The organism is Streptomyces sp. NPDC055013 (genome assembly GCF_053608645.1).
The window spans coordinates 1-12,763 of the sequence record NZ_JBSGVW010000051.1; the positions used below are offsets into that span (position 1 = coordinate 1).

Genomic DNA, 12,763 nt, shown 5'->3' on the forward strand with positions numbered 1-12,763 from the left:
GTTCCTGACATAGGAACCGGGGCCGTCGCCGTGCGTCAGCCCTTCCAGGCCCGCGCCACCTGGCCGTCCTTCACCTCGAAGTTCAGGCGACCGCTCATGTATTCCATGGTGATGATCGCCCCCGGCGGCAGCGAACGCACCCTCGACCACCCTCGGTCACGGGCCAGTCGCTCGGCCCGGTCGGCGTCGAGGCCGACATATGTGTCCGGGCTGTCCTGTGGTTCGGCAGGGGGTTTCGGAATGGGTGCCATGCCGCCACGCTAGGGCCTTCGCGCGGGATCAGGCCAGAGCGGACCGATGGCCTTTGTAGCTGCCATCCAGGTCACACGTACCTCTCGGGTCACGCTTTTGTCACAGAACCACGACACGCGTTTCGGACACTCCGCGTCACACGGATGAGCGGTTCCGTAGTCCTTCCGCAGGCATTCGATCGTAATTCCTGCGTGTCGCGAAGCCATGGCCAATAGGCCGGAGGAAAAGTTCCCGGGGAACTGCCGCGGACTCCATTTCCCGCCGCGGCGGGATTAGCTGCTGCCGCGGCGGATGCGGTGGCCGCGAGAGCCGGTGCCGCACAGGAAGTACATGGTTCCGCCACAGAACCCCCTTACGCCCTCTGTCGGAGCGCAGCCGACGCGAGCATCATGGCGTGAGCTCGCGTCGGCGCGTCCGGCGCGGGCTTCGGCGGGCCCGGGGCGCGACGAGCGAAGGGGCGAGCGAGCGATGGGGACGCACACCGCAGAGGCGACGGCACGGCCCATGCGGAGCAAGCAGCCGGGCGGCCGGGTGGTCGTCGACTGGCTGACCACCACGGACCACAAGAAGATCGGGCACCTCTACCTGATCACGTCGTTCGGGTTCTTCCTGGCCGGTGGTGTCATGGCCCTGCTGATGCGGGCCGAACTGGCCCGGCCGGGGATGCAGATCCTGAGCAACGAGCAGTTCAACCAGCTGTTCACGATGCACGGCACGATCATGCTGCTGCTCTTCGCGACCCCGACCTTCGCGGGCTTCGCCAACGAGCTGATGCCGCTGCAGATCGGCGCCCCGGACGTGGCGTTCCCACGGCTGAACATGTTCTCGTACTGGCTGTTCCTGTTCGGCGGTCTGATCGTGATGGGCTCGCTGATCGTGCCGGACGGGCCCGCCTCCTTCGGCTGGTTCGCCTACGCGCCGCTCAACAGCCTGGAGCGCTCCCCCGGCATCGGGCCCGACCTGTGGATCATGGGCCTCGCGCTGGCGGGCTTCGGCACGATCCTCGGTGCGGTCAACTTCATCACCACGATCATCGGGATGCGCGCCCCTGGCATGACGATGTTCCGGATGCCGATCTTCGTGTGGAACACGCTGTTCACGTCGATCCTGATCCTGATGGCGTTCCCGGTGCTCGCGGCCGCGCTGCTGGTGCTGGAGGCGGACCGGCGGTTCGGCTCGGTGGTGTTCGAGGCGGCCAACGGCGGGGCGCTGCTGTGGCAGCACCTGTTCTGGTTCTTCGGGCATCCCGAGGTCTACATCATCGCGCTGCCGTTCTTCGGCATCATCAGCGAGATCATCCCGGTCTTCTCGCGCAAGCCGCTGTTCGGCTATCTGACGCTGGTCGGGGCGACGATGGCGATCACCGGTCTGTCGATCGTGGTGTGGGCGCACCACATGTTCGTCACCGGCGCGGTGCTGCTGCCGTTCTTCTCGTTCATGAGCTTCCTGATCGCGGTGCCGACGGGGGTGAAGTTCTTCAACTGGAGCGGGACCATGATCAAGGGCTCGCTGTCCTTCGAGACGCCGATGCTGTGGTCGGTGGGCTTCCTGGTGACGTTCCTGTTCGGCGGGCTGACCGGGGTGATCCTGGCGTCGCCGCCGATGGACTTCCACGTCTCCGACTCGTACTTCGTCGTGGCCCACTTCCACTACGTCGTCTTCGGCACCGTCGTCTTCGCGATCTTCGCCGGGTTCCACTTCTGGTGGCCCAAGTTCACCGGCAAGATGCTCGACGAACGGCTGGGCAAGATCCACTTCTGGACGCTGTTCGTCGGCTTCCACACCACGTTCCTGGTGCAGCACTGGCTGGGCGCCGAGGGCATGCCGCGCCGCTACGCCGACTATCTCGCCGCCGACGGCTTCACCGTGCTGAACACGGTCTCGACCATCGGCGCGTTCCTGCTCGGCATGTCGACGCTGCCGTTCCTCTACAACGTCTGGAAGACCACGAAGTACGGCAAGAAGGTCGAGGTCGACGACCCCTGGGGCTACGGCCGCTCCCTGGAGTGGGCCACCTCCTGCCCGCCCCCGCGCCACAACTTCAACGCGCTGCCGAAGATCCGCTCCGAGTCCCCGGCGTTCGACCTGCACCACCCGGCGCACGCGTTGGAGGCTCCGCAGCCCGAGCCAAAGAGCGAGCAAGCCGACCGTGAGCGGTCCTGATCGCCTCGACCAGCCCGTCCGGCTCCAGCACCTCGAACTCGAAGCCCAGCAGCATCACGTGGATCACCATCACGTCGAGGCTCCCGGCGCCGGTGCGCAGCAGGCAGCTGTCGGGACCGTCCGCCTCCAGCTGCCCCGTGGTGGGCGAGATGCTCGCGGCGGCCTCCTCCAGGGGCACCAGCAGCCGGACGACGGCGTGCGAGGCGTACGCACGCGTGGAGACGCCCTGGGAGACGTACGCGGCGAGGTCCTCGGCGGGCGGGGTGCGCGGGGTGAAGTGCGGGCCGTGCGGCGGCCTGGGGGTGACGCGGTCGACGCGGAACGTACGCCAGTCCTCGCGGTCGAGGTCCCAGGCGACCAGGTACCAGCGCCGTTCGCTGCACACCAGGCGGTGCGGCTCGACGGTACGGCGGGTGGGGGCGCCGTCGTGATCGCGGTACTCGAAGCGCAGGCGTTCGGCGTCCCGGCAGAGGTTGGCCAGCTCGGTCAGCACGGCCGGGTCGACGGCGGAGGGCTGAGGGCCCCGCAGCATGGGCACGGTGAAGGCGTTCAGGGCACCCACGCGGCGGCGCAGCCGGTTCGGCAGGACCTGCTCCAGCTTGGCGAGGGCCCGCACCGAGGTCTCGCCGATGCCCTCGATGCCCTGGCCCGCGGCCGTGCGCAGCCCTACGGCCACGGCGACCGCCTCGTCGTCGTCCAGCAGCAGGGGCGGCAGCTCGGCACCGGCGCCGAGCTGGTAGCCGCCGCCGGTGCCGGGGCTGGCGTTGACCGGGTAGCCCAGCTCACGCAGCCGGTCGACGTCCCGGCGGATCGTGCGCGCGGTCACGCCGAGACGGTCGGCCAGGTCGGCGCCGGACCACTCGCGATGGGCCTGGAGCAGCGAGAGCAGCCGCAGGAGTCTTGCCGAGGTCTCCAACATGATCCGATCTTGCCTCGTTCAGGGGCTCGGGAGTGCCCCTAACAGCGTTGCCGGCACCCGGGATTCGACGCTCAGGTTGCCTTGCCGGGTTTCGTACGGGACCCGGGAGGCGGAGGGGTGCACGTCCATGTCACCCGGCGCCAGTCGGTGGTCCGACTCCTCCTCCGTCACGCTGGCGTAGGCGTCCCAGTGGCCCTCCGGAAGGGCCACGCTGCTGGGGAGCGCCGCGCGCAGCCGGCCCGTCGTGGCCGGGGTCAGGGGCAGGGTGACCTCCTCGTCGCCCTCGCGGTGGCGCAGCACGAGGTGGGCCGCCTCGGTGGCCACGACCGCGGTGACGTCAAAGGTCAGCCCGCCCGCCGAATCCGCGATGCAGTCGGCGCGCAGGGGTACTGCCTGCGACACGGGCGTCATGCGCTGCGGTTCCTCCCTCGGCTCTCGGCTCTGTCGGTTGGACCGGCGACACCGCCTTTTGGTTGCCCGTCACGGCTGGTACGACAGCTGCGGGACGTCGAAGCACGTGTTGTTCATGTCTCCTTGGGAGACCCAGCCCCGGCCGTCCTCCCAGCGGGCCACGGACAGACACGTCCGGCGGGTCTTCGGCGGCTCGGGGGGCCGCTCGAAACGAACCGGGATAAGCAGGCCGTCGGCGGTGTATCCCTGGCTGCGGTTCATGAAGTCGTCGACGCACGCACGCGTGACACCCGGGCGGGCGCACGACTTCGCCGCGTCCGTGAACCACATGGCCGCCGCCCAGCCCTCCAGCTGCCACTGGGAGTGCGTCTTGAGCCCCTTGGTGGCGTCCCTGAACTCCCTTACGGCTTCCCGGCCGGTGTCCTCGTGGTTGCGGGACGATCCGGTGGCCCACAGGGCGTTGCGGCACCGCGGAGCGTCCTTGTAGTCATCGGCCACGGTGGACGTCCAGTTCTGGACGTTCGTGACCTTGGCGGTGACCTCGGCACCGACGTCGTCCATCGCCTTGCACAGCTGGGCGTTGCCGTGGCTGTCGATGGCGTCGAAGACGAGGTCGGCGCCCTGTTCCTTCAGATCGGCGGCCACCGCGCGGAAGTTGGGCAGCGCGAAGTCGACCTGCTCGGTGACGACCTTGTAGCCCTCGGCCTTCAGTCCCCGCTCGATGAGCCGGGCGTAGGCGGCGGACGCGGACTGGTTGTACGAGACGACGGCGGCCGTACGGGCGCCGTGCTCACGCTTGAAGTAGCGGTAGACCTCGGTACCGCCATACTGCTTGCCGTCCCAGCCGGTGGTGCCGTCGCGGGGCGCGAGGCTGCCGTAGATGCCGTACAGGTGCGGATAGGTGTCGTAGGCGGTTCCGATGGGCTGGCCGCCGATGTCGGGCACGCGTGCGCGTGACACGCGGGAGGCGCCCGCGTAGTCCAGGGCGGTGGTGGCGACCAGGGCGACGACCTTCTCCTCGTCGATGAGCTTGTGCATGCACTCGTTGTTGCCGACGCCGCTGCCGCCGTCGTCGCACTCGCGCACCTCGACGCGACGGCCGTCGACGCCGCCGCGCGCGTTGAGACGGTCGAAGTACGCCTTGGCGCCGTCGCGCGGGCCGGTGAAGGCGCTGCCGCCGACCGGGCTGGTGGCGCTCGTGACGATGCCGACCCGGATCGGCGCGCGGTCGCCCGCGGGTGTGGTGGGGCCGCCCCGGTCGCGGTGCTCGAAGTCGCTCTCCGGCAGCCGGCTGCCGCACGCCGTACTCAGAGCCAGCACCACCACGGCGATCGCCGCCTCAGCACCCCGGGATCGGCGACCCATTGCCGCTCAACTGGACCAGCGCGCACAGTGTCTTCGCGGACACCTTCCAGGTGCCGTCCTGTTCGACGGCGGTGCCGGAGGCGTTGGGCAGGGCGGTCGCGCCCTTCAGCGTCAGGTCGTACGTCACGTTCGCGCCGGTCGGCGAGGTGAACTCGACCTTGGAGACCTTCGCCTCGACCTGCCCGCCGCGCTCGTCACCGCTGAACGCCTGCAGGACCGGCCCCATCCGGTCGCCGTTTTCCAGGACCGCCTGCTTTTCCTCCATGGACGTCGCCGGGTCGAAGAACTTCTGCCAGTTCTGCTTGATCTCCGTCTCGGCCGCCCCCGCGTCGGCGGGCGCGGTCGCGGCCGGCGACTGCTGTTCGCCCGGCTCGGTCTGCTCGACGGTGGGTGTCGGCGGGGTCTCGTTGCCGCCGCCTCCCTCGTCGTCGCTGCAGGCGGCCAGGGCCGGGGCGAGGAAGAGGAGCAGGGCCGCGGCCGTCGCCGTCCCCCGCCCCGTCGCCCGTGGGCCGTGCCGCCTGTGCGCGTTGCTCCGCCTGAGGTCGCTCCCGAGAACCATCTGGCTCACCGCCGGGTGTCGATCCGGGCTGTGCGCGCCCGGTGCTTTCAGGGTCAGCTTGCAGGAGGCATAGTGCAAGCCATTGGCTGACATGGACAGGCACATGCGCCGAAACCCGATGTGCGTGTCCCCGAACCCGACGCGTGGGAGCCAGCGATGCGGACAGCCCGACTGCGGACCGTGCACCCCGTCCTGTGGGCCGGCTGGGCCGCGCTCGCGGCCGGCGCGGTGCTGTGCGTCATCGGCTGGTACGGCGTCTCCGGCGAGCGCTTCGCCGAGCGGCAGCTGCCGTATCTCGCGTCGTGCACGGTCCCCGGCGCCGCTCTGATCATCGCCGGGTCGCTGCTGCTGACCCACGGCCGGGGCGCGCTCGCCGCCGCGCGCGTGGAGGAGCTGTACGGCCTTCTGGTGACCGTGGAGCCGGCCGACGCCGATGAGTCCGGGCAGGCGGCCGCGGCGCCGGCAGCGGTCAGCGGGGACCTGCTGATGGTGCCGGGCGGCACCCTCTGGCACCGCGCGGACTGCCCTCTGGTCGCCGGGAAGGCGGAGGCCGTACCGGTCGACGCGAAGCTGGTGCGCAGCGGCGAGCTGGGGCCGTGCCCGATCTGTGAGCCCGCCGAAGCGGACGACTGAGGTCCGCCCCGGTGTCCTCCCTGACGTACGACCTCACGCTGGCCGGTCTGGCGGTCGGCAGCGCCGCCGCGCTCAGCGGGATCGGCCTGGTCGTGACGTACCGGGCGACCGGCGTGCTGAACTTCGCGCACGGGGCGATCGCGATGGTGTGCGCGTATGCGCTGCGGCAGTGCGTGGTGGAGTGGGGCTGGCCGCTGTGGGCGGGCGCGGCGGTGACCCTGCTGGTGCTCGCGCCCGGTATCGGGATGGCGCTGGAACGGTTCGTCTTCCGGCCGCTGGCGGTCCTGGGCAGCGACCCGGCGCAGACCCTGGTCGCGTCCATCGGCGTCTTCGTGCTGCTGGTGGGCGGCGCGGTGCTGCTGTGGGGCCAGGGGGCGCGGGACGACGCTCCGGAGCTGATGTCGGCGGAACCGTGGGGCCAGTTGGCGGTGGTGCTGCTGCTGGCGGCCGGGGTCGGTGCGGTGATCCGCTGGACGCGCTTCGGCCGGGAGCTGCGTGCCGTGGTCGACGACCGCCGGCTGGCGGTCCTCGGCGGTGTCGACGCGGACCGGGTGGCGTCGGCGGGCTGGGCGTTCGGCTCGTTCACGGCGGGTCTGACGGGCGTGCTGCTGGCCCCGTACGTGCGCCTGGACCCGTACGGCCTGCCGCTGCTGGTCATGGAGGTGGTCGCGGTCGCGGTGGCCGCGCGGATGCGCAGCCTGCCGGTCGCCGTGCTGACGGCGCTGGCCATCGGGGTGGCGCAGAGCCAGCTGACACGGCTGCACCCGACGGGCTGGGGCGCGCCGCTCCTGCAGGCCGTCAGCACGAACCTCTTCGTCGTCGCCCTGCTGATCGCGGCCCTGGCCCTCCCCCGCGTCGGCACCCGCGACGCTCTCCCCCGCTCGGCCACCGCGCGCGTGCCGACCCCTCCGGGCGCCTGGATCGTGGCGATGGTCCTCTTCCTGCTCCCCCTGGGCTTCGCGGGCTCGGACCTGCATACGTCGGTGCAGGTGCCGGCGCTCGGCGTGGTGCTGCTCTCCCTGGTCGTCGTCACGGGGCGCGGCGGCCAGATCTCCCTCGGCCAGGCGGCGTACGCGGGCCTCGGCGCCCTGTTCACGGCCCTGCTGGCGGCGGGCCGTTTCCCGGGCCTCCCCCGGCTGCCGGAGCTCGCGGCCCTCGCGCTGGCGGTCGTCCTGGTGGCCCCCCTCGGCCTCCTCACCGGCTGGCCGGCGATCAGCCGCCGGGGCCTGGCCCTCGCGCTGGCGACGTTCGCGGTCGGCGTCGGCGTGAGCCGCTTCGTCTTCGCCCAGCCGTACGCGATCTCGGGTCTGTCCCTCGGCCGCCCGGCGGGCTTCGAGGGCGACCGCGCCTACTACGTCCTGGAACTGACCCTCCTCGCGGCCGCGCTGCTGACGACCTGGCTGCTGCGCCGGGGCCGCACGGGCCGGGCCCTGGCGGCGATGCGGGACCACGAGTCCGGGGCGTCGGCGGCCGGCGTCCAGGTGCCCTCCCTCAAGCTCTTGGCCTTCGTCTCCGGCGCCGCCCTGGCAGCCCTGGGCGGCGGGATGCTCGGCATGGGTCTGCGCGCCTTCGACCCGGCCGCCTACGACCCCGTCCGCGGCCTCCTCTGGTTCGCCGCGGTGGTGGTCCTGGGCGCCGACAGCACCCTCGGCGCCCTGGCCGCCGCGGCCCTCCTGGTCGGCCTCGACGCGGGTGCCCGGGGCGGTGTGGCGGCGGCCCTGATCGGCGTCCTCGCGGTTCTGGTGGGCCGTTTCCCCGGCGGACCGTACGAAGCGCTGCGGACGGCGGCGGGGAGACTGCGCCTGCGGCGCGGGGCGAGGCTGACGGCGGTGGGGGTGGAGGTACGGCGACGACTGCGGCCGGCGGTGCCAGGAGCTGCGCCCCGGCCGACCCTGACGGGCTTGACCGCATCGGGCGTCGCAGGCCAGGAGGCCGCCGGCGCGCAGCCTCCGCAAGGGCCATCCGCACCCGACGGCGAAAGCCGCTCGGGCGGTTCGGGTGGGCAACCGAACGCGGCCGAAGGACGGGTGCCCACCCACGCACCGGCACTCGTCACGCACCACCTCCAGGCCCGCTACGACAACTTCACCGCCCTCGACGACATCACCCTCACCGTCCACCCGGGCCGGGTCACCGCCGTCGTCGGCCCCAACGGAGCGGGAAAAAGCACCCTGTTCCACTGCCTGGCCGGCACCCACCGCCCGACCCACGGCCAAGTACTGCTCGGCACCCGCGACATCACCCGCCTTTCCGCCCACGCCCGCACCCGCCTCGGCATCGCCCGCACCTTCCAGCAACTGGCGGTCTTCCCCTCCCTTACCGTGGCCGAGAACGTCCGCGTGGGCGCAGAGCAGGGACGGCTACGAGACCCCTCGGCCGTGGAGCGGGCCCTCCGGCTCCTGGGACTCGACGGCCCCGTAAGGGCCCTGCCGGCCGCGGACCTCCCCACCGGCACCCTGAGACGCGTGGAACTGGCCAGGGCCCTCGCGGGCGGCCCGCGCGTACTGCTCCTCGACGAACCCGCCGCCGGCCTCGACACCGCCGAGGTCACCGCACTGGCCCGCGTCCTGAAGGCACTCGCCGCCGACGGCACCGCCCTGCTCGTCGTCGAGCACGACCTCGACCTGGTCGCCGACCTCGCCGACACCGTGCACGTCATGGCGGCGGGCCGCATCGTCGCCTCCGGCCCTCCCGACCGCGTGCTCGACGCGGCGGGCTCCCAGGAGGCACCCGCATGACGACGATCTCCCTGCGCCACGCGCGGGTGCGCTACGGCCCTCTGGAGGCCCTCCACGGCATCACCCTCGCCGCCCCCGGCCCCGGTCTCACCGTCCTGCTGGGCCGGAACGGATCCGGCCGTACGACTGCGCTGCGCGCCCTGGCCGGAACCGTGCCGCTGTCCGGCGGCGCGGTCGTGTGGGACGGCGCCGACGTGACCCGGATGCCCGCGTACGAGCGGGCCCGCCGCGGACTGTGCCTGGTCCCCGAGCGGCGGGCGGTGTTCGGCTCCCTCACCGTGCGCGAGAACCTCGAACTCGCGGCCCGGGCGTACGACATCGCCCTCGACGCCTACCCCCGGCTCGAATCGCTCCTCGCCCGCCGCGCAGGCACCCTCTCGGGCGGCGAGCAGCGCATGCTGGCCCTGTCCCGCGCCCTGCTGGCACGCGCGCGTGTCGTGCTCGTTGACGAACCCGTGCAGGGCATGTCGCCCACGGTCGCCGCCCGTACGTACGAGCTCCTGAGCGAACTCGACGCCTGTGTGGTCGTCGCGGAGCAACGGGTGCCGCCCGGACTGCACGGCCGGGCGGCACTCGTCTACGAACTGCGTCGCGGTGCGGTCGTGTTCAGCGGCGAGTCGGGCGAATGGGAGCGCCGTGCAGCGCTCCGAACCGGGTCGACCCCTTCCGGATGAGCTGCGATGTCTTCGAGGTCAGCCGGTCCGTGACGCTGGGCCGCCGCAACTCCATACGGCCCTTGAGCCCGTACCGTCTCGAGCAGTGCGGCCAGGCTCCCCACCCCTGGGTCGCCACCACCTTCCGGGCGATGGCGATCTGCTCCTTGCGGCTGGCGAGATCCGCGCGCGGGGCGTACTTCGACCCGCCGAAGCCCTCCCAGGTGCTCTGCGAGAACTGAAGCCCCCCGTAGTGGCCGTTGCCGGTGTTGATGTGCCAATTCCCGCCGCTCTCGCACTTGGCGACACAGCCCCAGGGCCACTGGTCCTTGGCGCAGGCGAGCGCCGCGGGTTTGGGGGGCGGTCCGGGGGCCGGCCGGGGCGGCGCCGTATGGATGTGCCGCGTTGCGTGTGTTGCCTGTGCTGCGTGCGTCGGTCCCGGGGCGACGGCTGTGAACAGCGTGGCGGCCAGGACGATCGCGAGCGGTGTGCATTTCATATGAGCACGCTAGGCAGCCGATTGCGGCCATCCCGCGCGGCGCGTCCGACGAACGCCGGTGCCCCACCCGGTCGGCGGACCGGGCGGGGCACCGAAGCGTGGGCAGGGAGCGCCGCTCAGAGTTCGAGGCGCTGCCCGGGCACGATGAGGTTGGGATCGGCGCCGATCACGGACTTGTTGGCCTCGTGGAGCTGCCGCCACGTGGTCCCGTGCCGGGCGGCGATGCCGCTGAGCGTGTCGCCCTGACGGACGGTGTAGTCACCGCGGGACGAGTTGCGGTTCGTGTGTCCCGACGAACGCTCCGACGTCTGCGCCGGAGTCGACGGGGCCGCCTTGGCGGCGGGGGCGCCCGAGCCGGCGGCGGAAGCCGCGGGTGCGCTACCGGTCGCACCGGCGCGGGCCGAACAGGTGGGCCACGCGCCCCACCCCTGTGCGCGCTGGACCTTGGTGGCCACCGCGATCTGCTGGTCCTTGCTCGCCCGGTCCGCCGTGGCCGCGTAGGCCGTACCGCCGTACGCGCGCCAGGTGGAGGCGGCGAACTGCAGTCCGCCGTAGTAGCCGTTGCCGGTGTTGATGTGCCAGTTGCCGCCGCTCTCGCACTGGGCGATGCGGTCCCACACTCCACTGTCCGCCGCTGCGGCGTTGCCGGTCGCGGCCAGCAGTCCGAGCGGGGCGAGCAGTGCCGCCCCGGCGAGGACCGCCGTCGTACGAGTCCGGCTCCCGTGCGGAGCCTTCGGCGCCTTACGAGCGTTGTCGTGAGTGGTATCGGCACATTCGGACATGTAGTTCCCTCTCCAAGGACCCGGGGTCCCTCGAGGCGGTAGGCCACTCCCACGCCACCGGGCGTGTGAGTCGCGCTCGCCCCGTCCGCCCGAGGATGGTGCTGCAAGCAGGTTGGTGCGGTCGGCGGACGTACCCGAGCGGTGCTCGTTGCACACGGCCGAGGAATCTATGGACAGCGGGCAGTCGGCATCAACCAACTCCTCGTCGCTCCAGGCCAGTTCGCAGTTACCCCCGGTATCGGCGAATTTCAGCCACCCACTTCATTCGCTGATTTCCGGATTTGTCGACCAACCTCCCCGATGATCTGTGACGCACCCCACGCAACCAACTTCCTTGCGTTTCCCTCCAGTTGACCGTGAGTGCGCGATTCCGCACCCGGGGTGACGGTGCGCGATGGATGGTTCGATTCCGTTCGCCCCGGTGCGTGACTCCCGCCACAGATCGTCCGTTGTCTTCTTCATGAGCCCGGGACCCGCCCGGTTCACGGGCCGGGAGCCACCCGGCCGCACCACATCCCGAGGGAGCCACCCGTGCCGCGCATGCTCGACGTCAGCGACGAGGTACGTGCCGAGATCGGCGACGAAGAGGCCGACCGGCTGCTCGCCGGAGAGAACGCCCCGGGCAGTTACGACTGCACCTCCTGCCGCACCCCGGGCGACTCCGAACAGGAGCGCACCAGCACCGTCCTGTTCATCGGGGACGAGACCGCCGTCCTCGCCTTCGCCCACGCCACCTGCCTGCCCTCCCAGATCGTCCAGGTCACCGAGGAGCAGTTGCAGGGTGCCGTGAAGTCCATCACCGGCGACCGGGTCGACCTGGAGCCGGAGTCGATCGTGCCGGAGCAGGCCGTGCTCGGGGTCACCAGCGGACTGGTGCTGATCGCCGGGGAGTTGCACCCCGCCCTGGTGGTCGAGCCGACCGGCCCCATCGTGCGGCCCGGGTCGTTCGGTGCCGGGGACGACTTCCTGCCGCTGCTCATCGAGCAGGGGTTCATGCCGCTGACGGAGCTGGCCGACGTGCCGCCGGTGCTGCACGGGTGGTCCGTACTGCTGGCCATGGGGCAGCTGCACGCGGTTCTGCAGCCGGGGCCGACCGGAGGTCAGCCGGTCGCGTGGTGGCAGGCGCATCAGCCTCTTCAGGTGACCGACGGGTGGCGGGCCGCCGCGAACAAGCATCAGCAGGTGCTGATGTTCGCGGCGCCGGTGGGTTCCATCGGCCGCCAGCCTCGGGAGGACCTGCTCCGGGGGGCGCTGGACAAGGCGGCGGCCAACGGAAAGCTGGTCGGGGCCGCGCTGCCGCTGGCGGGGACCTGAGGGAGCCCGCCGCCAGGGGGCTGTGCGTGTAGTGCGTCGCCCGCGCCTCCGGTGAGCAGGCGACCCTTCACCACGGCCGCATCTCTTCGAGCGCGGGGTCGTTTGGACATACGTGCATGCATACGACGTTCCCCGCCTCCAGGGCGGCTCATCGCCCACGCCGATCTACGACGCGCTCTATGCCGAGTACGTCAAGTCCTTCCGCTCGCTGCCGGGTGATCGCAGCGGGGAGGAGGACATGGGGTTCGTCGCGTTCGGGAACATGCAGCGCGGCACGGGCTCGTACGGGGGCCACCGCCCGGGGTCGTTCAGCAGTTCGTACAGTGCCTACAGCGCGGGGGCCCACAGCGCCCGGCACGGCAGCAACGGCCAGCAGCCGCAGTGGCAGCGCGTCGGGCACATCGGCCCGCAGGGCGCGGGGATGCACCACGTGCCGGCCGCGCTGCCGCCGGCACGCAGGGGCTGAGCACACGTC

12 protein-coding genes and 1 pseudogene are annotated in these 12,763 nt (G+C 71.7%); 6 read left to right on the top strand and 7 right to left on the bottom strand.

Annotated elements, in window-relative coordinates; translation table 11 throughout:
* Positions 1 to 35: 35 nt before the first annotated feature.
* The gene (locus ACWGDB_RS38425) at positions 36 to 251 is read right to left on the bottom strand and encodes an I78 family peptidase inhibitor (protein ID WP_453826706.1); all 216 of its coding nucleotides are present in this window, start codon (positions 249 to 251) and stop codon (positions 36 to 38) included.
* 505 nt (positions 252 to 756) lie between these two features.
* Between ACWGDB_RS38425 and ctaD the strand changes: the two are divergent.
* Positions 757 to 2,295 (top strand): annotated as a pseudogene (gene ctaD, locus ACWGDB_RS38430) (aa3-type cytochrome oxidase subunit I); the annotation flags it as partial.
* Here ctaD and ACWGDB_RS38435 read toward each other — a convergent pair.
* The 4 genes from ACWGDB_RS38435 to ACWGDB_RS38450 form a co-directional block, all read right to left on the bottom strand.
* Positions 2,294 to 3,334 (bottom strand): helix-turn-helix transcriptional regulator, encoded by a 1,041-nt coding sequence (locus ACWGDB_RS38435; RefSeq protein ID WP_453826707.1) that lies wholly within the window; start codon positions 3,332 to 3,334, stop codon positions 2,294 to 2,296. The pseudogene ctaD and the gene ACWGDB_RS38435 sit on opposite strands and share 2 nt — an antisense overlap.
* 18 nt (positions 3,335 to 3,352) lie before the next feature.
* Complete coding sequence (locus ACWGDB_RS38440) at positions 3,353 to 3,745, bottom strand: hypothetical protein (protein ID WP_369270105.1); 393 nt, start codon at positions 3,743 to 3,745, stop codon at positions 3,353 to 3,355.
* Between the two features lie 69 nt (positions 3,746 to 3,814).
* Entirely contained in the window at positions 3,815 to 5,110 is a 1,296-nt protein-coding gene (locus ACWGDB_RS38445) for an ABC transporter substrate-binding protein (protein WP_453826708.1), read from the bottom strand.
* The gene (locus ACWGDB_RS38450; protein WP_453826709.1) at positions 5,085 to 5,669 is read right to left on the bottom strand and encodes a hypothetical protein; all 585 of its coding nucleotides are present in this window, start codon (positions 5,667 to 5,669) and stop codon (positions 5,085 to 5,087) included. Before ACWGDB_RS38450 ends, ACWGDB_RS38445 begins: the two co-directional genes overlap by 26 nt.
* A gap of 156 nt (positions 5,670 to 5,825) precedes the next feature.
* On the opposite strand from ACWGDB_RS38450, the gene ACWGDB_RS38455 reads away from it, so the two are divergent.
* From ACWGDB_RS38455 to ACWGDB_RS38465, 3 genes are read left to right on the top strand one after another with little or no spacing between them, the layout of a single operon-like run.
* Positions 5,826 to 6,302 (top strand): hypothetical protein, encoded by a 477-nt coding sequence (locus tag ACWGDB_RS38455; protein WP_453826710.1) that lies wholly within the window; start codon positions 5,826 to 5,828, stop codon positions 6,300 to 6,302.
* 11 nt (positions 6,303 to 6,313) lie between these two features.
* The gene (locus ACWGDB_RS38460; protein ID WP_453826711.1) at positions 6,314 to 9,040 is read left to right on the top strand and encodes an ABC transporter permease subunit; all 2,727 of its coding nucleotides are present in this window, start codon (positions 6,314 to 6,316) and stop codon (positions 9,038 to 9,040) included.
* Positions 9,037 to 9,714: an ABC transporter ATP-binding protein gene (locus ACWGDB_RS38465; RefSeq protein ID WP_453826712.1), complete on the top strand. Its 678-nt coding sequence runs from the start codon at positions 9,037 to 9,039 to the stop codon at positions 9,712 to 9,714. Before ACWGDB_RS38460 ends, ACWGDB_RS38465 begins: the two co-directional genes overlap by 4 nt.
* On the opposite strand, the gene ACWGDB_RS38470 is transcribed toward ACWGDB_RS38465, so the two are convergent.
* Positions 9,647 to 10,192 carry a transglycosylase family protein gene (locus tag ACWGDB_RS38470; RefSeq protein ID WP_453826713.1) on the bottom strand — a complete coding sequence of 182 codons (546 nt, stop codon included), beginning with the start codon at positions 10,190 to 10,192 and terminating at the stop codon, positions 9,647 to 9,649. The two genes, ACWGDB_RS38465 and ACWGDB_RS38470, sit on opposite strands and share 68 nt — an antisense overlap.
* 116 nt (positions 10,193 to 10,308) lie before the next feature.
* Entirely contained in the window at positions 10,309 to 10,974 is a 666-nt protein-coding gene (locus ACWGDB_RS38475) for a LysM peptidoglycan-binding domain-containing protein (protein WP_453826714.1), read from the bottom strand.
* A 531-nt stretch (positions 10,975 to 11,505) separates the two neighbouring features.
* On the opposite strand from ACWGDB_RS38475, the gene ACWGDB_RS38480 reads away from it, so the two are divergent.
* Entirely contained in the window at positions 11,506 to 12,288 is a 783-nt protein-coding gene (locus tag ACWGDB_RS38480) for a hypothetical protein (protein ID WP_453826715.1), read from the top strand.
* A gap of 112 nt (positions 12,289 to 12,400) precedes the next feature.
* Positions 12,401 to 12,754, top strand: coding sequence for a hypothetical protein (locus ACWGDB_RS38485; RefSeq protein ID WP_328882608.1), 354 nt, complete (start codon positions 12,401 to 12,403; stop codon positions 12,752 to 12,754).
* Positions 12,755 to 12,763: the final 9 nt, after the last annotated feature.